Below are 23,108 nucleotides of genomic sequence, written 5' to 3'. Positions count from 1 at the left end.
CCTGTCCAGCTAAACTGGGCCCGAACCTGTTGCCGTATCTGTTGGGGCAGTCTTGGCCTATACCAAGGGCGCGGTTTCAAAAAAGGTATACGTGTCCTTGCCCTTCTGCTTGGCGCGGTACAGGGCTGTATCTGCACTTGCATACAGTTCGCTGAAGTTTTTGCCATGCAGGGGAAAGAGCGCCACGCCCATGCTTGCGGCAATGTGGTGCTGCCCCTCGCCTCCATACGTGGTGTGGCGGATGCACTTGCAGAGTTCTTCAAGCTTTGTGGTCAAGGCAGCACTGCTTTGCTGGCATGTAAGAACAATAAATTCATCGCCGCCGATGCGGCCTACCAGATCTCCGGGTGCAAAGGCCGCCCGCAGACTCTGGGCAAACTCCTGAATGATCCTGTCGCCCGCAACATGGCCCAATGAGTCGTTGAGTTCCTTGAAGTTATCTATATCAAGCATGATCATGGCCAGGGCGCCAGCGTCGCACTGATGTTCCGCCAGGCGTCTGTCAATTAGCGCTTCTGTGGTCATCTTGTTGTAAAGACCAGTTAAGCCGTCTTTTTGGGCCATATCCTGGAGGCTGAGTTCCTGTCTTTTGTCGTGGTCAATGTTCTGGCGGCAAATGACAATGTGGATGGAATCATTCTCTGCCCAGCGCAAAATATAGCCGGTTTCTCTGAACCAGATGTACTGGCCGTTGCCCTGCATGCACTGGAAATCGCAACTCAGCTTGTTACGCTGCTCCTGAAGGGCAGTGCGTATGGATTCCGGGCTGAAAGTTTGCAGGTACAGGTTTACATGTTCGGGCAGGATATGCTTTGCCACAATGGTTTGCAGCATGGTGCTGTATGATGTGTTTGGCTTGAGGCCCAACTGCTGCATAAACTTTTTCGTGCCCTCACCGCAGGCAACATCATTGGTTATGTCAAATTCAACAATGCTTTCGTAAATATGCGATGTGGCGTTTTGAAGTATGGCATGATACTTTAATTCTTCAGCAATAGTGAGAGAAATTATCTTATTTTTGTATCTACGTATTATTGCTGTTACAATAAAAATGACAATTATCATTGTAAAGCCAACAACAATAGCGCCAGTGTAGTATTTTGTTCTGATCTGTCTGATTATTTCAGAGGTGTTTTTGTCTGTAATGAGGAAAAGATCAGGAGCAGGAAGGTAGCGCGTGACGGCATAGCCATCGGTGCCATGACCAGAATACCATGTGTCTGAAATTTCTGTGCTGTTCTTTTTCAGGGTATTTTTGACTGCGGCAAAGGTTTGCGCGGTATAAATATCCGCGGCAGGCCTGCCCTGAGCGGATGAAGATATCTGGATGGCCCCGTCGGCGTTCACAAGATAGGATTTAACCGCAAATTGTTGCTCATACTTGATAAGCATGGCCTGTATAGTGTTTACAGTAAAACCAACGCCCACAATGCCCACGGTTTCGTTATTCTTGTTTTTAACAGCACAGTTTACAAATACTGTAATGGTGTCGTGCGCAGCTTTGTCGTTATCAATATTGAGTGAAAATTCCTGATTGCTTGCAATAAATTCCCGTACCCATTTGTTTTCAGGATTAGAATGGTCAACAATGCGGTCAACACCAGAAAAGTTGTAGTAACGGTCTGTCTGCATGGAGACAAGAAAAACAGAATCATAATTGTATTTTTTTCTGTAAGCGGCGAGGTATTCCCTGATATTCAGCGTGTACGCCGGGTTTTTCAGGTTTTCCCTTTCCTGCGAGAGAAAATTGATCAAAAAACTGTCGTGCGCCATTGTCAGCGAAATATGTATGGATTGGGCAAAAATGGCGTCAATCTGATACATCATGCCTTCTGAGGCCAGGCGTGTCACGCTTTCCGCTTCTTTTTTCAGGGTGTCCACATTGGAACGGTAGCCTATTACAGAAGTGACGGAAAAGCCGATAACAATAATCAGGCAGATTATGAAATTGGTTCGGAAGGCATAGTTCTTGTGCATGGAGCGTCCTGAAGCGTGAAGGCAGACATGTCTGCAAGGAGTGATAAGACAGTATCCGGATGTGTTGAAAGTGAATGCGCCGATGCTGGACGGGCAAGGCCTCTGCCCTGGGCGTGGCATGTCCCCCTCCCTGCAACACGGAATGCCGTTTTGTATACCGTATTGCAGAAAGGAAGCCAAGGCATCTACTCGGAAATATGCCGATGGGCATAAGAAAAAACCGCCACGGCACAGCAGCCGTGGCGGCACTTTTACCGCTGTTCATGGGGCCTGCCCCGCAGCCAGCTCTCCGTGAGCCGGGCAGGGGGATGCTTAGCCCAGATCCACGTTTGACTTAAGGTAGAATTCGTCCTCGCGCGCCCAGTAACGCAGGCCGGGATGGTCGCGGAACTGCTCAAGCGCAACATTTTGCGACATGGCATCGGGACCTTTGAAACGTATCTTGACCTGACGCATGCCATCGGTTGAAGCCGACGACAATACAGAAATAATGCTCATGCCATGCGCCTTGAGCCTGTCGAGCAGTTCGCGCAGGGTGCCGGGCTGATAGGGAACTACAAAGCCCACCTCAACGCCGGGTTGTTCTGCGCCGCTCATGTCGAGCAGGGCCTTGAATACATCCCAGCCCGTGATGATGCCCACCAGTTTTTCCTCATCGTTCACCACGGGCAGGCAGGCAACGTGCCTGTCGATCATCCTTTTGGCCGCCTGCTCAATCGTGCTTTTATACGTGATGGTCACCGGATCGACCACCATGACATCTCTGGCCTTGGTTTCGCTCATGATTTCCAGAAGCTCAATGATTTCGAGCCCCGTGGACTTGCTGGGAGCAAAACTGCGGACATCGGAAGACGAGATGAGCCCAACCACAACATTGTTGGCGTCAACCACAGGGAGTCGGTTTATTTTGTGTTCCTTGAACAGCTTCCGGCACTGGAGCAGGGTTGCGGTCGGCGGAATGGAAATTACCTTGGATTGCATCCAGTCGAGTATCAGCATGGCATCCTCCCTGGGGGTAGTGCGAGGGTTGCCCCTCCCGTCTGGTGGGAATGGAATGGGCGGACTATGCCAGCCCATTCCATGAGGCAAGCGTTGTTATTTGGAACAGCCGCATCCACAGCCCTGCAATTTGTTGCGTATAAATTCAGGCAAAATACCGCGCACAGATTCCATTGTCACCATGCGGCGCATGATGCCCAGTTGATCCTGAAGCGGCAGTTGCTTGGGGCAGACGTTGTCGCAGGCCAGTAGCCCCATGCAGCCGAATACGCCGCTATCATCGCCGATCAGTTCATAATAGTCCGCAGGTGTGCGGTTGTCGCGCGGGTCAATGTAGAAGCGCGCCATGCGGTTGATTGCCGTTGCGCCGATAAAGTCTTCGCGCATGCGGGCCGTGCCGCAGGCCGCCACGCAGCAGCCGCATTCAATGCAGCGGTCAAGCTCGAATATCTGGGTAGCCAGTTCGTTGTCCATGCGCTCTTCCTGCGCCTTGGGGTCAAACTCCTTGGTGGTGTGTATCCACGATTCGATCTTGGCTCCCACATTGCGAAACCATGTGCCCGTATCCACCGAGAGGTCGCCCAAAAGCTTGAACACCGGCAGGGGATGCAGGGTGATGTGGCTTGGCAGGTCGCTTGTCTGCGTGTGGCAGGCCAGACCGGGCCGCCCGTTGATGACCATGCCGCACGAACCGCAGATGCCAGCGCGGCAGCAAAAGTCAAACTGCAAGGAGGCGTCCTGCGTTTCGCGGATCATGTTCAGCGCGATAAACAGCGTCATGCTGTTATGTTCTTCAAGCTGGAATGTCTGCATATGGGGATGCGAGAGCGGATCCAGCGGATTGTAACGGAATATTTCAAACGTCAGATTGCGTCCCATATGGCTCTCCTTACCCCTGTTGTGCGTACGGTACAATTTTTTCCGGGCTGATGTCGGCGGTTATGATCTTGCCGCCGCCGTATCCACGGTCGCCGGGGGGCAGAATATAGAACGGCGTTGCCGGTTCGTACTTGAGGGTGGGCAGGGTGTCGCCTTCCTTCCAGTAGGCCAGGGTACGGTTGAGCCATTCCTTGTCGTTGCGCTCGGGGTAATCCTCGCGGGCGTGCGCGCCACGGCTTTCTGTGCGCATCAGCGCGCCGTAGGCCGTGCACAGGGCCAGCTTGAGCATGCCCGGTACGCGCAGGGCCATGGAAAGCTCGGCATTGGGGCCGGGGATGTTGCCGCTGGCAAGGCGCATGTTCTTTGTGCGCTCCAGCAGTTCCTGCAACTTGGCAACGCCTGCTTCCAGATCCTTGCCGTTACGGAAAATACCCACATGCTCCATCATGATGTCCTGCATGGCGTTGCGCAGGGTGTAACAATCATCGCCGGTACCGCGCAGCAGGGCAGAGATGCGCTCCTTGACCTTGGTGGCGGCGTCCTTCATGGCCTGGGTGGAGAAAACAGTTTCGTAACCTTTGAGGAATTCCACCAGCTTTGCGCCAACAATGCGGCCAGAAACAATGGTCTCCGCCAGCGAGTTGCCGCCCAGACGGTTGAATCCGTGCATGTCCCAGCAGGCTGCTTCGCCAGCGGAGAAAAGTCCTTCAAGGCCGTAGGCGTGCCCGTCCTTGTTGATGCGTACGCCGCCCATGCTGTAGTGGTGGGTGGGCCGCACAGGTATAAGCTGGTGGATGGGGTTTACGCCCAGGAAGTGCGTTGAGATGTCGTACACTTCGCGCAGGTTTGTGGTGATATGTTTTTCGCCCAGATGGCGAATATCCAGCCACAAGTGCTCGCCATAGGGGCTTTGTACGCCAAGGCCCTTGCGCATGTGCTCGGTCATGCGGCGCGACACCACATCGCGGGAGGCAAGTTCGGCTTTTTCCGGCTCGTAATCGGGCATAAAGCGGTATTCGTTCACGTCCAGCAGGGTGCCGCCGTCGCCGCGGCAGCCTTCTGTGACCAGAATGTCCGTGGGCACGGTGCCTGTGGGGTGAAACTGCACGGCTTCCATATTGCCCAGGGGCACAACGCCCGTTTCAAGGGCCGTGATCTGGCCGCCGCCGTCACAGATGATGGCATTGGTGGTGGCCCGGTAAATACGGCCATAACCGCCCGTGGCGATAAGGGTTGCCTTGGCGAAATAGCCCACCAGTTCGCCGGTGCGCAGATCGCGGGCAACGCAGCCCATGCAGCGCTGTCCATCATGAATCAGGGCCTCGGCCTGCATGCGGTCATGCACGTCAACGCCCAGTTGCAGCAGGCGGTTATCAAGGGTGAACAGCACGGCGTGGCCTGTGCCGTCAGACGTATAACAGGTGCGCCATTTGGCAGTGCCGCCAAAGGCGCGGGAGTGGATCAGCCCCTCGTTTTCCTTTTTTTCCGTTGCCTGAAAGGGCTTGCCGCCCTTGTAGTAGGTGTGTTCACCGGGCACAACGCGGCTCCAGGGAACGCCCATCCAGGCCATTTCGCGCATGGCGATGGGGCCTGTCTCGGCAAACAGGCGGGCCACTTCCTGGTCGCAGCCCCAGTCGGAGCCTTTGACCGTATCGTTGAAGTGCACCTCGGGGCAGTCGCCCTCGCCCATGATGGAGTTGCCCAGCGCCGCCTGCATGCCGCCCATGGCGGCTGATGAGTGTGACCGCTTGGGCGGCACCAGTGAAAGACAGATAACGCTGAAACCCGCCTGCGCCGCTTCCACGGCAACGCGTTCCCCGGCCAGGCCGGCGCCTATGCAAAGAACATCGCTTTCAAAAACTCGCATACGCACCCCCTATCCCAAGAACCACACGCGGGTCAGAGCCGCCGCGCCGAGCAGAAGATAACAGCCCATGACAATCCAGGTCCACTTGCGCCACGCCGGGCGCGTGGCCTTGACGCACACGCCGAACTTGACGGCCAGGCGGTACACGCCAATGCCCGTATGCAGAATGACGCAAGGCAGAAAGAACACGTAGAAGGCCAGCCAGCCCGAGTGCAGGCGCTTGGCGCTGCCCGCCACATTGATGGGCAGGTCTGTCATGACGCTGTAAATGTGGTAGAAAGCGCCAGCCAGAATAACGATGGCCGTAAAAACCTGCACCAGCCACAGCCACGTATCCACTTCCTTGAGGCCCTTGCTGTGTTGCACAAACACGCCAAGTTCATTGGCGCGGAAGGGCATTTTGCGGGCCGCAATGTAAAAGTGGAACAGGATCAGCAGCATGATGACGGGGGCCGCCACCTGCGCGAGCATGGTGACTTCAAGCAACCATGCAATGCCGTTGGTCAGTGCGGGGCTGAGGACGACTGTTCCTTCCAGCACAAGATGCACACATACAAACAGCGCCAGTACAGCGCCAGAAGCCGCTTGCCAGAAATCAAGGCGGGTTCGGTCATCGACAGGGGATCTGCTCAAGGCCATACCTACTCCTTCATAAAGATATCAGGCATTACAATATGGCGCGACAAACTGCGCCAATTCTAAGCATTCAGCATTTGGCATGCACAGGGGCGGCCGCAAGTCAGGATCGTCTGTACGGGGCCTGCCCTGTTTCGTAGTAGTTGTCGCCCGTGCTGTCGATGACCACAATGGCGGGAAAATCTTCCACTTCCATGGCGGCCACTGCTTCGGGCCCAAGGTCTTCGTAGGCCAGCACCGTATATTTTTTAATGCTGCGGGCGATCAGGGCGCCTGCCCCGCCCACGGCGGCAAGATACGGCACTCCATGTTTTTTCATGGCTTCCACCACTTCAGGCTTGCGGTAGCCCTTGCCGATCATGCCTTTGAGGCCCTGATCAAGCAGCCGTGGGGTATAGGCATCCATGCGCCCCGAGGTGGTTGGCCCGGCAGCGCCGATCACTTCGCCGGGTTTGGCCGGGCTTGGCCCCACGTAATAGACCACCGCGCCCTTCAGATCCACGGGCAGGGGTTCGCCCTTGTCCAGTGTTTCCACCAGGCGTTTGTGGGCCGCATCCCGCGCGGCAAGAATGGTGCCCGAAATCAGCACCCGGTCACCAGCGCGCAGTGAACGCGCAGTGGCTTCGTCAAAAGGAGCGCGTATTTTTTTCATCTGGTTTTCCGACATGGTGGCCTCCTACAGCGTAACTTCGGCGTGGCGCGCCGCGTGGCAGTTGATGTTTACGGCCACAGGCAGGGAGGCAATGTGGGTGGGCGCCCACTCCACATGCACTTTCAGCGCCGTAGTCAGCCCGCCAAGGCCCTGAGGGCCAATGCCGGTCTTGTTGATAAGCTCAAGCAGTTCTTCTTCAAAGGCCGCATAGCGCGGATCGTGGTTGCGGCTTTCAAGGTCGCGGGCGGCGGCGCGCTTGGCGCAGATGGCGGCCATTTCCATGGTGCCGCCAAGGCCAACGCCCACCACCATGGGCGGACATGAATTGGGCCCTGCTGCCAGCACGGCATCCAGCACCACCTTGCGCACGCCTTCAATGCCGTCAGCGGGCACGAGCATTTTGACCACGCTCTTGTTTTCAGAGCCTGCCCCCTTGGGGGCCAGGCGCAGGCGCAGCGAATCGCCGGGCACAAGACGGGTGTGGATTACTGCAGGGGTGTTGTCGCGCGTATTTTTGCGATCAAACAATGGCTCCGCCACACAGGATTTGCGCAGGTAACCGTCCACATAGCCTCGGCGCACGCCCTCATTGACGGCGTCTTCAAACGCGCCGCCCACAATGCGCACATCCTGCCCCACATCGGCAAAAATCACGGCAAGGCCGGTATCCTGGCAAATGGGAATGCCGTCGCTGGCTGCGATTGACGCATTTTCCAGCAGTTGTTCGAGAATGTTTTTACCCACGGGCGAGGGTTCAACCTCATGCGCCCTGCGCATGCCGTCCACCATATCCTGCGGCAGGCGGCAACAGGCGCGCACTGCAAGGTCGGCAACGGCGCGCGCTATATCCTCAACATTGATTTCCTTCATGTCTTCCTCTTTATAAGTACGACTGCTGCTGGCTAGGGATGGAAAGGCCAGATCAGCGGGATAAGCAGCCAGCACATAATGAGCGAAATCAACTGCAAAGGCCAGCCAGCCTTGACGTAATCCATGAAGCTGTATCTGCCGGGGCCAAGCACGATGGTGTTGGGCGGGGTGGCAATGGGCGTCAGGAAGCAGCATGAGGCCGACATGGCAATGCCCATTGTGATGGGCAGGGGAGAAATTCCGGTCGCCAATGCGATCGGCAGAGCCAGCGGGGCCATGAGGGCCGCAGTGGCGGTATTGGACATGAAGTTGGTAATGGCGGCGGTGAGGGCGCAGCACACAAACATGAGCATCCACGGGTCATTGACCGTGCTCACCACTGCGTTAGCAACAATGGCGGCTGCGCCGGACTTGTCCATGGCAGCCGACATGGAAAGCATGCCCGCGAACAGAAAAATTGTTGTCCAGTCAACGCTGCGGAAGGCTTCACGCATGGTCATGCAGCCTGCAATGACCATAAGGCAGGCGCCCAGAACGGCGGCAGTGGTCAGGGGCATAAGTTCACTGGCCATCATGGCGACCACAAAGGAAAAAATCAGCACGGAATGCCACATTTTGTGTTCGCGTCGGATCTTGGCGTCAACTTCGATGTCGTCTTCGCTGTCGTCATGCAGCTTTTCCGGCAAGAACTTGTGGCCTATAACTGCGTAATAGAGCAGGCCAACGACCAACAAGGGCATGCCGATAAGGCCGAATTCAAAAAAGCCAAAGGGGCTTTGCCCTGTCTGGGCAAGCATGGAGTTGATAATGCCGTTGGGCGGCGTGCCTACAAGCGTTACCGTGCCGCCCAGTGACGAGGCAAAGGCAACGGGCATAAGCACCTTGCCGGGTGCAAGTTTGGCCTTGATGCACATGCCAAGCACCATGGGGACGGCCACAACTGTGGTGCCGGTGTTGGAAAGCACGGTTGAAAGCAGGCCGATGGCCGCCATGGTGTATACGATGAGTTTAACCGGATTTCCCTTGGAAAGCTTGACTGCCAGGCCGCCCACCTTGTCTGCAAATCCGGTTATAAACGTGGCTTCGCCCACAATGAACATGGCCATGAAGAGCACAACGGTGGGGTCGCCAAAGTAGCCAAAGGCAACCTTGGACGAAACCACATTTGTGAGAGACAGAGCCACCGGCACAAGCAGGGCCGTGATGGGCAGGGGGACAACTTCCGTAAAAAACATCACCGCGGCAACCAGCAGGATGCCCAGCGTGATGTATGCCTTGGTGGGGTCTTCTGGTAGCTTGATGCCAAGACTGGAAGCTGCAAAGGCCTCATGTCCGGCAAAAAGAACAATCGCAAGCAGCATAAACGCCCATAGAGCTGGTCTTTTCATCCGCCAACCTCCTGCATCATGAAATTTACGGCGTCCCTGCTCGACTTTTCGCGTTTATGGTATACAATGGCAGGGAAAATAAATGGATACCTGAAACAATGCCAGATATGAAAAATCGTGGCAACAGTATTATGCTGAATGATTGATCAATCTTCATAATTTATTCAACGTATGCAGCATGAAAGATGGAATTTTTTTTTATATTAAGCAGTATGTAATAAAAATCACAAATACGCATATTATGCGGTATGAATATTTATCGGTCATAAATATTGTAGTGGTTTGATCTTCATTAATTGTCTTTTTGTATAAATTTTATATCGCAATTTTCAATGAAGGTATGCTTTTTTGTGCAAGACACATATTCAGTGCAAAATAATCTGTATGGAGGCCCAAAGATAAAGCGCGAATGCGCGGATAAAACTTTATCAGCCTTACTGGGGACATTGAGATAACAGCAGCCAGCGTGCAGCGCGTGTGAAAAGTTCCGTCAGAGCGCGTAGAAGGCTTATGCGCGGCGATCATCCTGACCGGATATGCTGTTGCATAAAACAGGGGCATATAAAATGAACAGCCAGACAATAAAAAAGGCTGCCCGAAAATATTTCGGACAGCCCTGATCACTGATATTTGCCTGTTACTGTGGTTGTGCGTTTGCCCCGCAAACGGGTAGATAGTGCAGGAATATCTGCACGGTATCTCACATGGTGTCTGGTTCTAGCGAATAAAGTTGGTGGGATCCCACGGCTCCGGGGTTGGAGTTGCCACGCCCGCGGCCCTGCCAGCGGCGATGCACTTGAGCAGCCATGCCATGTTGTCCCCAAGGGTGCGCATGATCTGCAAGCCTTCCTTGTCCTGCATTACCTGCTCCGGCGTATTGCCGTGCACGGCGTTCCAGTACTGGGAAGAAACCACGGGCATGCGCGCAATGGTAAAGTATTTGTTCAGCCGATCAAAGGAAGCGCTGGCCCCGCCACGGCGGCAGCTCACCACGGCGGCGGCGGGCTTGAAGGCATAGTGGAGGGACTTGCCATAGAACATGCGGTCAAGAAAGGAGCACACGCCGCCATTGGGGCCGGCGTAGTAAACAGGAGAACCCACAACAAAGCCGTCTGCCTCGCGCAGCAGGTCAATGGCCTCGTTAACGTGGTCGGCATTGAATACGCAATGCCCGGTATCATTGCATTTGCCGCAGCCAATACAGCACTGTATGGGCTTTGTGCCCAACTGGAGCATCTGTGTTTCAACGCCGTTTTTTTCCAGCTGCGCCGCAACCGTGGACAGCGCGGTAAAGGTACAGCCCTTGGGATGAGGGCTGCCGTTGAGCATGAGTACCTTCATGAGAATCTCCTTTCGGGTGCAAAATTCCCGCCCCGCTGTGAGCGGAGCGGCGAGGCCGGTGCCCCGTATGATTTTGTTGGTAAAAAGCCAGCCAGATGTTGACGCTTGGGAGCGTCAGGCCAGCAGATGCCGGGCTGCGCAGGCTTGGTGAATGTGTTTGCAAGCCTGTGCGTAATTTCGTCCATGATTTTTTGACCTGCCAACAGTACGCAATGCCTTTCACGTGCGCAAGCCACGCAGGGGCCTGCCGCCCCCCTTGGGCTGTGTGCCGCCTGTTCGCGGCTCTGCACCAGCCAGGGATTCAGAAACAGCCATGTCGGCAAGTCAGAATCAGTCTGTCATATTTTTGCGGCCAGCCGCAGGGCGTCCGGCGAGAGGTTTTTTAGAAAGGTCAGAAAGTCCGGCACATTGTTTGCGCGGCAGGCCATGTAGCACAGGGTATATTCCCTGTGCGTGAGCAGGGAGTGGAAGATGGGCCAGCGTTTGTCCGCGCTGGCAAAGGGCAGGTGCAGCGTGCTCCCCACCGCCGGATGGATGGGCAGCCAGAAATCTTCAAGTGGGTGAACATATGACCCGCGTGTGGAGGGGGGCAGAACGCCAAGGCCCAACAGGTGCAGCAGGCTGTCCGCCATGTGGAACAGCAGTTCGCGGCCAGGGTGGTTGACCGTGATGAACATCTGTTCAGCACGCCAGCGCTCGCGCAGCAGCGGCGCGCAACGTATGGGGGCATCGGCCTCCTTGGCTTCCTCACGCGCAAGCGATTCTTCAGCCTGCGCGTTGAGCGCGTCCGCATCGCCCAGCAGCGAGGCTGCGCCGCGCAGATAGAGGGTCAGCGCCTCTTGCGGCGTGACCTTTTGCAGCAGCGTCTCCAGCAGGCTGTCGGCAAAGTTGATGCGGTCATCGCGGGACCAGAAAGGCCAGTAACCCTTGAAAAACAGGTTGGGAATCTCAATGGACAGGCAGTGCTGCGGCAGGCGCGGCAGCATCTGTTCTGTGGAAAGGTCGCCCCACTTGGGCGCAAGGCGCTGGTAGAGAAAAAGCTCGCAGCGTTCAATATCGCTGTCTGCAATACTTTGCCGCGTATAGTTCACATACTGGCGGATGTTAAACCGGCTGGCAAAGGCCGGGGTGTTTTCCAGCAGGGGCCGCAGGGCATCGCCCTGGCAGTTGGCGTGCAGAAGACACAGAGCCTTGGTCATGCTGGTTCCGTCTGTCTTGGGTGTGAGGGGGCCGTATTCTTGGGGTGCGCCAACGTCCATCCCCATTCGCGTCCCTGAATCAGTCGTCCACTTCCATGTAGGTGGCGCTTTGCGCGGCTTTTTCAGACACTGTGACGCTGTAAAGCCGCACTTGCCGGACCTGGAGATCGTCATGTGTTGCCAGCAGCTCTGCCATGCCCCGCCAGATATGCCGGGCAAGGTTTTCTGACGAAGGATTCATGACGTCAAAGGGCGGCGTTTCGTTGAGCAGGCGGTGGTCTAGCGCGTCAAGCACGGTTTTAAGACCGCTTTTGAGCGTTTTGAAATCAAGCAGCATTTCAGTGTCCGGGGTCAGGCGCTGCCCCTGCACGGTCAGTTCCACCGCAAAATTGTGGCCGTGCATGCGCTCGCACTTGCCCTCGTAATGCCGCAGGGCATGACCAGCAGAAAAATCGTCCCGCACGGTCAGCCGCCAGAAAGCGCCCTTTGTCATGACAGTATCCAGTAGACCACGAAGGCCGAAATAATGACAACAATGATCGCCAGCATGATGCGGGCGTTCTGGTTCCATTCAAAGCCTGGATGTGGATCATCCAGATCAGGGTCGCCAGTGGAGGGCGGCGTGAAGAGGCTTTGCATCCAGGAAAAGAAAGACATGAATTTCCAGTTTGTTACAGGTTATTGATTGTGCTTGCCCTTAAGCATAACAATTGCGCCGGATAAGTCAAAATGCACGTCAGAGCGATGGTTTCAGGCAGGCCTCATGCCCCGTGCAGTTGACGAAGCCGCGCAGCCCTGAAACACTTTGGGCATGAAGTGGCGTACAGTACAGATAACCACCGCATCGGGGCCGGCAAGCGCAGTTGCTCCAGAGATCATTGCGGCCAGCCGGGCAACGGATATTCCGGCCTTTTACGCTCCCTGGTTTATCAACAGGCTGCGCGCGGGATATGCCTGCTGGATCAATCCCTTCAACGGGCGGCCCCAGTTTGTGTCTTTTGCCAACACGCGGGTTGTCGTGTTCTGGAGCAAAAATCCGCGGCCTTTGCTGCCCTTGCTGCCGGAGGTGGAGGCGCGGGGCCTCGCCTGGTATCTGGAATTTACGCTCAATGATTATGAGGCTGAAGGCTGGGAACCCAATTTACCGCCGCTTGCCCAACGCATCGACACCTTTCGCCGTTTTGCGGATGCGGCTGGGCCGGAAAGGGTCGTGTGGCGCTTTGATCCCCTGATGCTGGCCGGGCCACTGGCGCAAAATCCTGGCGGTTGCCATGCGCTGCTGGAAAAAATGGCCCGCATCGGCAAAGCCCTGAAAGGCTGTACCCGCAAGCTGGTGTTCAGTTTTGCCGATATTGCCGACTACCGCAAGGTGCGGGAAAATCTGCGCAGGGCGGGCCTTGCCTGGCGTGATTTTACACAGGCGGAGATGCAGACCGTGGCAGCGGGGGTGGCCGCTCTTGCTGCGGAAATGGGCGTGGAACCCTGCACCTGCGGCGAAAAGGGCGACCTCTCGGCTTGGGGCATCAGCCATAACCGCTGCACCGACCCGGAACTTATCCTCAGGCTCACCAACAGACACCCGGACATGCTGCGTCTCTTCGGCATTACGCCGCAACGGCAACTGGGCCTGCCCCTGGAAATGCCCTCAGGCGCGAACCTTGCCAGCACAGCACATGAGTACCCGCGCGACACAGGCCAGCGGGCGGTGTGTCTGTGCGTACCCTGCAAGGATGTGGGCCAGTACGACACCTGCCCCCACGGCTGCGTATACTGCTACGCCAATACCTCTCCCGCCGTGGCTGCCCGAAATTTCCGGCGGCATGATCCAGAGGGGGAGAGCATTTTTGCAGAGCCGGAGAGGCCCGCCTGACATTGGACCTGGTTCGTACGCCTGATTTTGCGGGGGACGCTGAACCCGCTCAGGCTACTGAAAAAATTTGCCGCGTGCGCGGTCAATACGTTCACGCAGCGGTGCATCCACAAAAAACAGCTCGCAGGCAAGAGCCAGTTCCTGCGCCCGGTGCATAAAATACGCGGCTGCGGTAATGGAATGCTCGCTGACCGCGCCAGCATTTACTTCCAGAAAATTGAAGGACAACTGTACATTCACTACGCCGAAGCGGCGGCAGATCTGGAAAAACTGCTCAACGTCGGCGATCTTGTTATTTTCTTCAAAAATTATGTATTTGATATCAATTTGTTCTGGCGTGATTGCTGCAACAAAATACTTTTCCATCGAAGCCATCACGTCATTCCACCAGTCGCCGCCCTTAACTCGGGCATAGGCTGCGGCATTGCCGGAATCAAGACTGATGTTGATTTTGCCGCCGCCGGTGGAAAGCATTTCGTCAATCCAGGCAGAATGACGCAGCGCATTGGTATGCACGTACTGAAAGTAGTCATGCTCGCGCAGCCAGCGGCCTGTGGCTTCAAAATCAGGCAACAGGGTGGATTCTCCCCCGCCCCAGCTTACTGCGCAGTTTTTTTCCAGTGCGTCCTGCTCATACAGGCTCTGTATGGCGGGGAGAATGGCAATGGGGCGTGGGTGCTGTCCAGGCTTCCACAGGTCGCAGTAGACGCAGCGGCAGTTGCAGATGTGTCTGTGGTGATTCAGGGAAAGAACGGCAAATCGCAGCTTGGGCACACAGACAGAATGCGAAAGGGGAACAAGATCGGGGCAGCCCGCACATACCTGGGGATTCTGCTTCTGCACTTCCTGCGCAACGCTGGCGATATGGCGGGTATATGCCTCCATATCCACCGCGCCGCCTGCAAAAGAAAAACTCGGTACAACGATATTGTGCGTATTGCAGCAGGGTTGCAAGGCCCTTTCTTCAAATACAAGTTCCCGAACAAACCTGGAGCAGAATAACACGCGGCCTCCTTCCGGAACCAGATGCCCGGGGCGTCGATCATCTCATGGCGATAACTATGGAGCGGCATTGTCCGCAGAAGCAAAATGCACCGTAACCAGCAAAACCTCGGCGCGGCCCGTAGTGCGCAGGGGCGGCCCCCAAGTGCCTGTGCCAGCGCTGACGATAGAGTGGAAGTTGCCTTTTGTCAGCAGGCCCAGCGGGTTTTCGTATCTCAGTTCCGTCACAAAGTTAAAGGGCCAGAGCTGCCCGTTGTGCGTGTGGCCTGACAGCACGAGCGCAGCGCCTGCATTGCGCGCTTCTTCAAGGGCGGCAGGCTGGTGATCCATGACCACAAGGGGCAGCCCACGGTACTGTTCTGGCAGATCGGCCAAAATTTCCTCCATGCTGCCCCGCTGGATGCCCGTAAAACCGGGCTTGCTCAAATCGTCCCTGCCAGCAAGCACAAAGCTGTTGTCCACCACGGCCCACTGGTCGCGCAGCACATGCATGCCCACAGCGCGCAGAAAATCCAGACTTTTATCGATGGAACCAGAGATATACTCGTGGTTGCCCGGCACAGCCCAATGCCCAAGGCGCGGCTGGGCCACGGCCAGGGCTGCGGCAGTGGCTTCCGCATCCAGTTTTATATGGTCGTCAATGATGTCGCCCACATAGAGGATTGCGTCCGGCTGCTCCGGGGCCAGCAGTTCGATGGCTCTGCCCAGCCGCCCTGCTGTGAGGAGGCGGCCCAGATGTATGTCGGTAATAACGCCCAGTTTCAGCGGCTTGTCAACGTAGGTGCTGGGTACGGGGCCTTGCGTGCGCACAGTGATGTCGTAGTGCCGCAGCACGGGAAAGGCCGCGTTGAACCAGCTGCCCACTCCCAGCAGCAGGGGCAGGCCCATAACCAGCAGCACTGCGCCCCAGCGTGGGGTGGCGGGCGGCATTGCGCCAAACAAACGTGCGCCAAGGCCCCAGATGTCGGCAATCAACACAAGCGCAAAGGCGTAGAAGGCCACGCCCATCCAGAATGCCCCGGCCCGCAGCGCCCACATATGGGCAAGGGTATCGCCATGCCCCTTGTAGAGCAGGGGAAAGGCCGCACCCAAAGCAAGCACAAGGATGCAGAGGATTATGCGCAGCCAGCCCGTGCCGGAAAGCGCGCGCCACAGCCACCAGGATATCCAGCCGTTGATAACGGCCAGGCCTATGCCTGTTACCAGAAAAAATCGGAACATATAGTGTTATGAAGCCCAGGCGGCAAGAGCTTTATCCAGATCCGGCCCGGGGCGTACTTTCAGAGAGTTGTCGAGGTGCAGAATGCACACGTGCCCATCAAGAAAAACCTGGGCATGCGCTTCCACCGGGCCGGGGAATTTTTCCAGAAGATTGCGCAGGGCCAGCATGTCTTCGCGTCCGAGGCGGTGCTGCGGTATCTGCACGCATATGGGGGTGTCGCTCTGGCCGCAGGCTTCGGCCAGCGAGCGGACGGTCTGGCCCAGCAGCTTGATTTCGCGCGGGCCTTCGTCAGCTTCTTCATCCATGTCTGCGTTGTCGCCGTTGTCGGTCTGGCTGTCGAGGCGCGCCACCAGGCAGATGGGCTGCTCTGAGCGTAAAAGATCGCGGCATTCGGCGTACGTGCGTGGAAAAAACGTCACTTCGGCGTGGCCTGTGAGGTCTTCAATGCCCACAAAGGCCATGCGCTCGCCCTTGGACTTTGTCAGCACTTCCTTGACGCTGACCACCAGCGCCGCACAGCGGATTTCCGCACCGGGGAACAGTTCGCGCGCGTCTTCCAGCGTGGTGAGCCCCAGGCGGCGGATTTCGCGTATGAATGGCTGGAGCGGGTGGCTGGTCAAAAAGAAGCCCAGGGCTTCCTTCTCTGCCCGCAGTTTGTCGTCGTCCGCCATTTCGGGCAACGAAGCTTCGGGGCAGTCAAGCCCTATGCCGGGCTGGGGCGCGCTTTCCACAACCGGAGCCATGGAGAGCAGCGAAACCTGATTGGATGTTTTGTCCTTGGCCTTTTTTTGCGCGCGGGCAACCACAATCTCAATGGCAGCCAGCATGGCGGCGCGGGGTACGCCAAAGCAGTCGCACGCGCCGCCCTTGACCAGCGATTCAAGCACGCGCTTGGTGACCTTGCGCAGGTTTACCCGGCAGCACATGTCAAACAGCGAGGCAAAGTCGCCGCCTTCGGCCCGGGCTTCCACAATTTCGCGTATGGCTTCATCGCCCACGTTCTTGATGCCGCCAAGGCCAAAGACCACCTGCCCGTCGTGGGCCGTAAATTCGCGCTGGCTCTGGTTTACAGAGGCCTGCACTACATTGATGTCCATGTCCTTGCAGCACGAGACATACTTGAGCAGCTTGTCCTGATTGCCCATTTCCGAGGTGAGCAGGGCGGCCATGAACTCGACCTTGTAGTGAACCTTGAGGTAGGCCGTGTAGTACGAAATGAGGGCATAGGCGGCGGAGTGCGACTTGTTGAAGCCGTATTCGGCGAATTTTTCCATCAAGTCGAAAATTTCGTTGGCCTTGTCCTTGTCAATGTTGTTCTTTTCCGCGCCGGTAACAAAGTTGACGCGTTCCTTGGCCATGGCTTCGGCTTTCTTTTTGCCCATGGCGCGGCGCAGCAGGTCGGCCCCGCCAAGCGTATAGCTGGCGATGATCTGGGCGATCTGCATGACCTGTTCCTGATAGACGATGACGCCGTAGGTATCGCGCAGGCAGTCGGTGAGCGACTGGTGCGGATACACAACGGGCACCTGCCCGTGCTTGCGCTTGATGAATTCGTCCACCATGCCCGAACCGAGCGGGCCGGGGCGGTACAGGGCCAGCATGGCGATGACGTCTTCAAAGCACGAGGGCTTGAGCATGCGCAGATACTGCCGCATGCCCGAACTTTCCACCTGGAACACGCCGTCCGTGTCGCCACGGGCGTAAAGTTCGTAGGTTTCCGTATCCGTAAGCGGCAGGTTGTCGAGATCTGGCGGTTCATGGCCCTGAAGGGTGATGTTGTCCAGGGTGTCCTGAATCAGGGTCATGGTTTTCAGGCCAAGAAAGTCGAACTTCACCAGCCCGGCTTTTTCCGTCATGGGGCCGTCAAACTGGGTCACAAGTTCGCCGCGTTTGCCCTGATAAAGGGGGAGGTATTCCTCCATGGGCTTGTCTGAAACCACAAGCCCGGCGGCGTGGGTGGAGGCGTGGCGGGCCAGACCTTCAAGGCGGCGGGCCGTGTCCAGCAGGTGTTTGACCTTGGGGTCGGAGTGGTAAATGTTTTCCAGCTCCGGCTCTGCCTCAAGGGCCTTTTTGATGGTCATCTTGAGGTCGGCGGGCACTAGCTTGGCGATGCGGTCAGTTTCCGCAAAGCTCATGCCCAGGGCGCGGCCCACGTCGCGCACAACGCCCTTGGCCTTCATGGTGCCGAAGGTGGTGATCTGCGCCACCGAGCCTTCGCCGTAGGTTTCCACCATGTGCTTGATGACCTCGACGCGGCGGCGTTCGCAAAAGTCCACGTCGATATCGGGCAGGGAGACGCGTTCGTTGTTCAGAAAGCGTTCAAACAGCAGATTGTAGGGGATGGGATCAAGGTTGGTGATGCGCAGAGCCCACGCCACCAGCGAGCCGGCGGCGGAACCGCGCCCCGGCCCCACGGGAACATTGTGGTTTTTTGCCCAGTTGATGAATTCCTGCACGATGAGGAAGTAACCGGGAAAACCCATTTCAAGGATAACGCGCAGTTCGTACTGCAAGCGGTCCCGGTAGAGCTGAACATCAATAGTGTCTCTGTCGGGGTGTTTTTCCAGCCGTTTTTCCAGCCCTTCTTCTGCCAGCCGCCGAAATTCGGAATCAAGGCTGGCCCCTTCCGGCAGCTTGTACACAGGGAAGTAGTGGTGGCCGAAGTCCAGCTCCACATTGCACTGCTCGGCAATGCGCATGGTGTTGGCCAGTGCTTCGGGCACATGGGCAAAGGGTTTTTCCATCTCTTCGATGGACTTGTAGTACAGCTCATGGGTGCCAAAGCGCATGCGCTTGGGGTCGTCCATGGTGGTCTGCGTCTGAATGCAGAGCAGCACTTCGTGGGCTTCGGCATCGTCAGCGGTGAGATAGTGGCAGTCGTTGGTGGCAACCAGCGGCACGCCCGTGGTTTCCGCCAGTTCCAGCAGGGCGTTGTTGGCCTTGGTCTGCTCCGGCAGGCCGTTGGACTGCAACTCAAGATAAAAACGGTCGGGGTAGATATCGGCGTATTCCCGCGTGAGGCTCAGGGCCTTGTCCATGTCGTCCGCAAGAATGGCGCGGGGGATTTCGCCCGCAATGCAGGCCGAAAGGCAGACGAGGCCCTCGGAATACTTGCGCAGCAGGGGTTTATCCACGCGGGGTTTGTAATAAAAACCCTCAAGGTAGCCCTGTGTGACCAGCTTGACCAGATTGTGGTAGCCTGTGGTGTTCTGGGCCAGCAAAATCAGGTGGTTGCGGCGGCGCGCCAGGGGCGAGTCCGTGCTTTTATCCTTGTGGTCGTGGCAGACGTAAACCTCGCACCCAAAGATGGGTTTGACGCCGTAATCCTTGCAACCCTGATAAAAATAGGCCGCGCCAAAGAGATTGCCGTGGTCGGTGATGGCGCAGGCGGGCATGCCGAAATCCTTGGCGCGGGCGCACAGATCCTTGATGCGGATGGCGCCGTCAAGCAGGCTGTATTCGGTATGGCAATGAAGATGGACAAAATCTGACATGAAAACTCCAGAAGCGGAAAAGGCGGGCGTTACCGGCGCAAAGGCCTGACAGGCGAGCGCCTGCACAGGGTGCGGCAGCGCCAGAGCAGCTTATAGCACAGGCAGGGGGGGCCTTCAAGGCGGGGCCATGAGGCCAGAAATGCAGGATGGGCCGCGAGAGGAGATCCAACGCCTCAGGCGCGCTGCAAATGCAGCAAAGTCGCAGCGCCTGCAAAAATGGGGCGGCGCTCGTGCACCAGCGCATTGCATTGGTGCACAAGCCCCTCAATGCCGCCCCTTTGAATAAAACTTGCTTGAGGTGCCCCGTCTGCCGCCGCTGTTCTGCGTGCTTTTGTCAGCGCCATGAGGCCGCGCGCAGCCAGCGTTGCGGGCAGCTCAAGGTTGCGTTCCGCCAGCTTGAAATCAGCCACCAGGACTACTTCAGCGCTTTCAAGCGCGAGCCGCAGCAGGGCTTCTGCCTGCGCCGCAGGCAGATAAAACAGCGTAAAAGCCAAGCGCGCACAGGCCAGGGGCGCATGGCTGGCGCTTCGCAGTGTCTGCACATCTGGGTTGAGCGGGGCATGCGCGTACGCATCCGGCCACGGCACACGCCGCGCCAGCGCCGCCTGTGGAAAAAATGCAGGGCAGGCTGGCAAAGCATCAAGGCTGGCTGCCGTAGGGGCATGCGTCACTGCGCGTCCTCCAGAATATGCAGCAGGCAGTCGCGGGCTTCGGCCTGCGGAACCGTGTCCGGCATGCGGCGCAGCAGATTTTGCGCATGCCCGTCCTCAAGAAATTTGCGGCGGCTTGAGACAAAGTGCAGATCAAAAAACCATGTTCCCAGCAGCAGGCGAAAATCGTTGACGCAGCGCAGGTCGGCATAGGCTGCCACGCGTTTTTCCCGCACGGCATTGAGAACCGCCTCGCTGGCGATGGTGGGGTCGTCCGGCTGTTGCAGCACCACTGTGGGATTATACGGGGCTGGGCCGCTCAAGTGCTCGTCCATGACCCGCAGAATGTCCAGCTTGTCCGCATCACGCACCACATTGGTGACCAGAGCGATGTTCTCCGGCGTCCCCTTGGGCAGGGCAAAACGGTTGTGCATGCCCACCGCCGCCATGACCAGCTTGCGCATTTGCGGTGTCTCGCTGACAAGGCGGCGTTCGGCCTTGAGAACCCGCACGCCCATCTGCCCGTGATTGCACGATTCCCTGTCCCTGAACGTGTGATATCGCAGATACTGCTCAAACCGGCCCACGTCATGGTACAGTGCTGCCAGCAGGCAGGCCCGCGCAGTCTGTGGGTCAAAACCCTCGCCTTCAACGGTGTGCCGGGCATTTTCCAGCACTTCAAGGGAGTGCCGGAGTTTGAGATCCATGGGTGAGGCATCGCCCTGTTCCAGAGCTGTTTTGGCGGCGGCATATGCAGTAAACCACGCCAGATGCAAGGATATGTCGGCGGATGCTGTGACAGTGCAGTTCATGGGTAATCAAATACGCTCTGGTTTTGCGCAATGCAAATGGCTTGACCGGGGCACGTGGGCAGTGGGGTTATTCCCCCGGCGGAGCTGGCGAGAGCAGCTTTTCCGGCACCTCGCCGGGGCCGGGAATGACCAGTGTTTCCGGATTCATGCTGTACCATGCAAACCACATGGAATACGCGCCGTAAAACTGCGGCATGGACGCGCCCTTCATGTTGCCGTCAAGCGCCACGCCCGTGGCAGGATCCCACTGGCTGCGCGTGGTCAGATCCATGAGCTTGCCGTTCTGGGATATGAACAGGAATGGCTCGGCCCATATCTGGCGGTTAAAAAGACGCACGACCTCAAGGCCCCGGTCATAAACTGCCAGAAGGGCATTGGGCCCCACAAAAAAATTCACGGCCCCCTTTTTGCGCACATAGCCTATGTCGATAGCCAAAAGGTACCCCTCATATTCAATGCACAGCATGGGCGTTTTGCGGGCAAAACGTTTGTCCATGCGCTCCACTGGATAAATGAGCCTGTCGTTATCGTAGTAGGTTCCCTTGCGCAGGTAGTTGCCGTAGGGATCGCGCCCGTAGGGCTTGTTGCCATTAGGCTTGGCAAGCACCAAGGCATGCGGAAAGGTGCGCTTTGCCGCGCCCCAGGTTGTCCAGTATACGGGCACCATGGGGAGCCCTCGGCCCAGCAGGGGGCCGTCAAAGGCCATGCCTGTTTCCTGTAGCCAGAGACTGCCGGAATTGCGGTCAATCAGAACGCTGTTGCCGTCGTAGAGGCGGCCTTCCGTGTCAAAAATAAGGTTCAGGCCCCCCATGGAAGAATCATAGGCCATGAAGGTGCCGGTGGTGGGGCAGTAGGTGATGGCGTAGGCCTTGTCGTCCACGATTTCGTTGACAACCTGATGCCATACCATGATGCGTTGCGGGTAAACGCGCGCGCCCCCTTGCAACATGGCGATAAACACCACCTCGTCATCGCTGAGGCTCAGGTTTGCATCCTGAATGCGGTCGTAGCGCGGGCGGTACAGGGAAGGGATGGAGCCGTATTTGACGCCTGTTTCAATCAGCTTGCCGTTGATGGCGGCAAGCTCCTGCAAGCTGCGTGGTCTGGCCTGGGCATCATTGGCATTCCAGAGCGCTGCGAGCGTGAGCAGCGTGAGGCCCGCCATGATCAGGCAAAGCGTGCGCAATGCGGGCAGGTTGGCTGAAAGCCGCGCAGGGCCAGGGCTTGGGCTTGTCACTGCGCCCCGCCTTTGCCGGTGTGCGCGGGCAGATAGTCGCTGAAAACATAATCACGCAGGGCCTGAGGCCACGGGCGCGGCGCTTTGCCAAGAAAGGCGGCCAGCTTGCTGTTGTCCAGCACGGAAAATACTGGCCTGCGCGCTTTTTGGGGCCATTCCGCCGAATCAATGGGCACAACCCGGCACGGGGCACCGGCCAGAGAAACAGCCTCGCAAGCCAGATCACACCAGCTTGCCTGCCCGCCGTTTACCGCATGCCAGATGCCTGTGGCCCTTTTTTCCGCCAGAGCGATGCTCCAGTGCGCCAGATCAAGGGTATAGGTGGGCGAGCCTGTCTGGTCATGCACCACGTTGATGGAATCGCGGCGCTGGCAGGCTGCAAGAATAGTATCCACAAAATTTTTGCGACCAGGGCCAAAAAGCCATGCCGTGCGTATGACGCACGAGCGGTCCGGCAGTGTTTCCAGAACGGCCTTTTCGCCTTCAAGCTTGGTGCTGGCGTATACAGAGGCCGGATGGGGCGTATCTGTTTCTTTCCACGCGGTTTCTCCCGGGCCGGAAAAAATGAAATCCGTGCTGAACTGCACAAGAAATCCGGCCCCCTGCGCCTTGAGGCAGCGCGCAATGGAGGCGGGCAAGGCGCGGTTGAGCTGGCAGGCTTCTTCCTTATGGTCTTCGGCATCGTCAACAGCCGTCCAGGCCACAGTGTTAAACACCACATCCGCCTGCGCCTCTGCAATGGCAGTTTGCAGAAACGCCATGTCCAGCAGATTGCCGTTTTGGCGGCCAAGTGTTGCAACTTCCCACTCGCGGGCTTTAAGCACTCGCGTCAGGGCCTGGCCCAGAAGGCCAGTTGCCCCCCCAAGTACCAGAGCTTTTGCCATGCGACCCCCAAGGTTTGCCCGCCAGCGCTGTGCTGGCGGTATCCAGGCCATTCTCCGGCACATTATCCTCGCATTGATGCCGGGGTCAATACAATACAGGCAGGTCAACATCAATTTCATACGAAGCCG

Annotated in this window: 20 protein-coding genes; 1 reads left to right on the top strand and 19 read right to left on the bottom strand. The window is 57.4% G+C overall.

Going from position 1 to position 23,108, the window contains the following annotated elements:
- Positions 1 to 57: 57 nt before the first annotated feature.
- The 12 genes from ACUZ9Q_RS10720 to ACUZ9Q_RS10665 all read right to left on the bottom strand — a co-directional run bounded on the left by ACUZ9Q_RS10720 (position 58) and on the right by ACUZ9Q_RS10665 (position 12,465).
- Positions 58 to 1,977, bottom strand: a complete 1,920-nt coding sequence (locus ACUZ9Q_RS10720; RefSeq protein ID WP_192113717.1) for a sensor domain-containing diguanylate cyclase — start codon at positions 1,975 to 1,977, stop codon at positions 58 to 60.
- Positions 1,978 to 2,289: 312 nt separating this feature from the next.
- The gene (locus tag ACUZ9Q_RS10715) at positions 2,290 to 2,976 is read right to left on the bottom strand and encodes a CBS and ACT domain-containing protein (protein ID WP_192113718.1); all 687 of its coding nucleotides are present in this window, start codon (positions 2,974 to 2,976) and stop codon (positions 2,290 to 2,292) included.
- Positions 2,977 to 3,072: 96 nt separating this feature from the next.
- Positions 3,073 to 3,855 (bottom strand): fumarate reductase iron-sulfur subunit, encoded by a 783-nt coding sequence (locus ACUZ9Q_RS10710; protein WP_192113719.1) that lies wholly within the window; start codon positions 3,853 to 3,855, stop codon positions 3,073 to 3,075.
- Positions 3,856 to 3,865: 10 nt separating this feature from the next.
- Positions 3,866 to 5,722, bottom strand: coding sequence for a fumarate reductase flavoprotein subunit (locus ACUZ9Q_RS10705; RefSeq protein ID WP_240824972.1), 1,857 nt, complete (start codon positions 5,720 to 5,722; stop codon positions 3,866 to 3,868).
- A 9-nt stretch (positions 5,723 to 5,731) separates the two neighbouring features.
- Entirely contained in the window at positions 5,732 to 6,361 is a 630-nt protein-coding gene (locus ACUZ9Q_RS10700) for a fumarate reductase (RefSeq protein ID WP_022657294.1), read from the bottom strand.
- A 100-nt stretch (positions 6,362 to 6,461) separates the two neighbouring features.
- Positions 6,462 to 7,025, bottom strand: a complete 564-nt coding sequence (locus ACUZ9Q_RS10695) for a Fe-S-containing hydro-lyase (RefSeq protein ID WP_215648004.1) — start codon at positions 7,023 to 7,025, stop codon at positions 6,462 to 6,464.
- Positions 7,026 to 7,034: 9 nt separating this feature from the next.
- Positions 7,035 to 7,880, bottom strand: a complete 846-nt coding sequence (locus tag ACUZ9Q_RS10690) for a fumarate hydratase (protein WP_449247852.1) — start codon at positions 7,878 to 7,880, stop codon at positions 7,035 to 7,037.
- A gap of 32 nt (positions 7,881 to 7,912) precedes the next feature.
- Positions 7,913 to 9,241, bottom strand: coding sequence for an SLC13 family permease (locus ACUZ9Q_RS10685; RefSeq protein WP_449247851.1), 1,329 nt, complete (start codon positions 9,239 to 9,241; stop codon positions 7,913 to 7,915).
- A gap of 744 nt (positions 9,242 to 9,985) precedes the next feature.
- A complete protein-coding gene (locus tag ACUZ9Q_RS10680; protein ID WP_449247850.1) occupies positions 9,986 to 10,609 on the bottom strand; it encodes a flavodoxin family protein in 624 nt (207 codons plus the stop codon).
- A gap of 338 nt (positions 10,610 to 10,947) precedes the next feature.
- On the bottom strand, positions 10,948 to 11,874 hold the full coding sequence (locus tag ACUZ9Q_RS10675) for a WcbI family polysaccharide biosynthesis putative acetyltransferase (RefSeq protein ID WP_449247849.1): 927 nt from the start codon (positions 11,872 to 11,874) through the stop codon (positions 10,948 to 10,950).
- A 13-nt stretch (positions 11,875 to 11,887) separates the two neighbouring features.
- Positions 11,888 to 12,301, bottom strand: a complete 414-nt coding sequence (queD, locus tag ACUZ9Q_RS10670; RefSeq protein WP_449247848.1) for a 6-carboxytetrahydropterin synthase QueD — start codon at positions 12,299 to 12,301, stop codon at positions 11,888 to 11,890.
- Positions 12,298 to 12,465 (bottom strand): hypothetical protein, encoded by a 168-nt coding sequence (locus ACUZ9Q_RS10665; RefSeq protein ID WP_022657287.1) that lies wholly within the window; start codon positions 12,463 to 12,465, stop codon positions 12,298 to 12,300. The genes queD and ACUZ9Q_RS10665 overlap by 4 nt, the downstream gene beginning before the upstream one ends.
- Before the next feature lie 154 nt (positions 12,466 to 12,619).
- Here ACUZ9Q_RS10665 and ACUZ9Q_RS10660 point away from each other — a divergent pair, with 154 nt between their 5' ends.
- Positions 12,620 to 13,678 carry a DUF1848 domain-containing protein gene (locus ACUZ9Q_RS10660; protein ID WP_449247847.1) on the top strand — a complete coding sequence of 353 codons (1,059 nt, stop codon included), beginning with the start codon at positions 12,620 to 12,622 and terminating at the stop codon, positions 13,676 to 13,678.
- Positions 13,679 to 13,732: 54 nt separating this feature from the next.
- Here the strand turns inward: ACUZ9Q_RS10660 and ACUZ9Q_RS10655 are convergent, their stop codons facing one another.
- The 7 genes from ACUZ9Q_RS10655 to rfbD all read right to left on the bottom strand — a co-directional run bounded on the left by ACUZ9Q_RS10655 (position 13,733) and on the right by rfbD (position 22,979).
- Positions 13,733 to 14,563, bottom strand: coding sequence for a radical SAM protein (locus tag ACUZ9Q_RS10655; protein ID WP_233483171.1), 831 nt, complete (start codon positions 14,561 to 14,563; stop codon positions 13,733 to 13,735).
- A 174-nt stretch (positions 14,564 to 14,737) separates the two neighbouring features.
- A complete protein-coding gene (locus ACUZ9Q_RS10650) occupies positions 14,738 to 15,901 on the bottom strand; it encodes a metallophosphoesterase (protein ID WP_449247845.1) in 1,164 nt (387 codons plus the stop codon).
- Positions 15,902 to 15,907: 6 nt separating this feature from the next.
- Positions 15,908 to 19,396 (bottom strand): DNA polymerase III subunit alpha, encoded by a 3,489-nt coding sequence (gene dnaE, locus ACUZ9Q_RS10645; protein ID WP_192113728.1) that lies wholly within the window; start codon positions 19,394 to 19,396, stop codon positions 15,908 to 15,910.
- Between the two features lie 173 nt (positions 19,397 to 19,569).
- Complete coding sequence (locus ACUZ9Q_RS10640) at positions 19,570 to 20,067, bottom strand: hypothetical protein (protein WP_192113729.1); 498 nt, start codon at positions 20,065 to 20,067, stop codon at positions 19,570 to 19,572.
- A complete protein-coding gene (locus ACUZ9Q_RS10635; RefSeq protein ID WP_227118867.1) occupies positions 20,064 to 20,858 on the bottom strand; it encodes an HD domain-containing protein in 795 nt (264 codons plus the stop codon). Before ACUZ9Q_RS10635 ends, ACUZ9Q_RS10640 begins: the two co-directional genes overlap by 4 nt.
- A 67-nt stretch (positions 20,859 to 20,925) precedes the next feature.
- Positions 20,926 to 22,095 (bottom strand): DUF3179 domain-containing protein, encoded by a 1,170-nt coding sequence (locus tag ACUZ9Q_RS10630; protein ID WP_227118865.1) that lies wholly within the window; start codon positions 22,093 to 22,095, stop codon positions 20,926 to 20,928.
- Complete coding sequence (gene rfbD / locus ACUZ9Q_RS10625) at positions 22,092 to 22,979, bottom strand: dTDP-4-dehydrorhamnose reductase (protein ID WP_192113731.1); 888 nt, start codon at positions 22,977 to 22,979, stop codon at positions 22,092 to 22,094. Before rfbD ends, ACUZ9Q_RS10630 begins: the two co-directional genes overlap by 4 nt.
- Between the last annotated feature and the right edge of the window lie 129 nt (positions 22,980 to 23,108).

It is taken from the genome of Desulfovibrio desulfopostgatei (genome assembly GCF_053570645.1).
The sequence above is the reverse complement of the archived record's forward strand: the minus strand, read 5'-3'. Positions and strand labels throughout refer to the sequence as shown.

Coding starts and splice junctions, on each gene's coding strand:
- ACUZ9Q_RS10675 (WP_449247849.1), bottom strand. CDS start 11,874: ATGGGGATGGACGTTGGCGCACCCCAAGAATACGGCCCCCTCACACCC.
- ACUZ9Q_RS10660 (WP_449247847.1), top strand. CDS start 12,620: ATGAAGTGGCGTACAGTACAGATAACCACCGCATCGGGGCCGGCAAGC.
- ACUZ9Q_RS10690 (WP_449247852.1), bottom strand. CDS start 7,880: ATGAAGGAAATCAATGTTGAGGATATAGCGCGCGCCGTTGCCGACCTT.
- queD (WP_449247848.1), bottom strand. CDS start 12,301: ATGACAAAGGGCGCTTTCTGGCGGCTGACCGTGCGGGACGATTTTTCT.
- ACUZ9Q_RS10650 (WP_449247845.1), bottom strand. CDS start 15,901: ATGTTCCGATTTTTTCTGGTAACAGGCATAGGCCTGGCCGTTATCAAC.
- ACUZ9Q_RS10720 (WP_192113717.1), bottom strand. CDS start 1,977: ATGCACAAGAACTATGCCTTCCGAACCAATTTCATAATCTGCCTGATT.
- ACUZ9Q_RS10695 (WP_215648004.1), bottom strand. CDS start 7,025: ATGTCGGAAAACCAGATGAAAAAAATACGCGCTCCTTTTGACGAAGCC.
- ACUZ9Q_RS10705 (WP_240824972.1), bottom strand. CDS start 5,722: ATGCGAGTTTTTGAAAGCGATGTTCTTTGCATAGGCGCCGGCCTGGCC.
- ACUZ9Q_RS10685 (WP_449247851.1), bottom strand. CDS start 9,241: ATGCTGCTTGCGATTGTTCTTTTTGCCGGACATGAGGCCTTTGCAGCT.
- ACUZ9Q_RS10680 (WP_449247850.1), bottom strand. CDS start 10,609: ATGAAGGTACTCATGCTCAACGGCAGCCCTCATCCCAAGGGCTGTACC.
- ACUZ9Q_RS10635 (WP_227118867.1), bottom strand. CDS start 20,858: ATGAACTGCACTGTCACAGCATCCGCCGACATATCCTTGCATCTGGCG.
- ACUZ9Q_RS10710 (WP_192113719.1), bottom strand. CDS start 3,855: ATGGGACGCAATCTGACGTTTGAAATATTCCGTTACAATCCGCTGGAT.
- ACUZ9Q_RS10655 (WP_233483171.1), bottom strand. CDS start 14,563: ATGGAGGCATATACCCGCCATATCGCCAGCGTTGCGCAGGAAGTGCAG.
- ACUZ9Q_RS10700 (WP_022657294.1), bottom strand. CDS start 6,361: ATGGCCTTGAGCAGATCCCCTGTCGATGACCGAACCCGCCTTGATTTC.
- rfbD (WP_192113731.1), bottom strand. CDS start 22,979: ATGGCAAAAGCTCTGGTACTTGGGGGGGCAACTGGCCTTCTGGGCCAG.
- dnaE (WP_192113728.1), bottom strand. CDS start 19,396: ATGTCAGATTTTGTCCATCTTCATTGCCATACCGAATACAGCCTGCTT.
- ACUZ9Q_RS10665 (WP_022657287.1), bottom strand. CDS start 12,465: ATGTCTTTCTTTTCCTGGATGCAAAGCCTCTTCACGCCGCCCTCCACT.
- ACUZ9Q_RS10715 (WP_192113718.1), bottom strand. CDS start 2,976: ATGCTGATACTCGACTGGATGCAATCCAAGGTAATTTCCATTCCGCCG.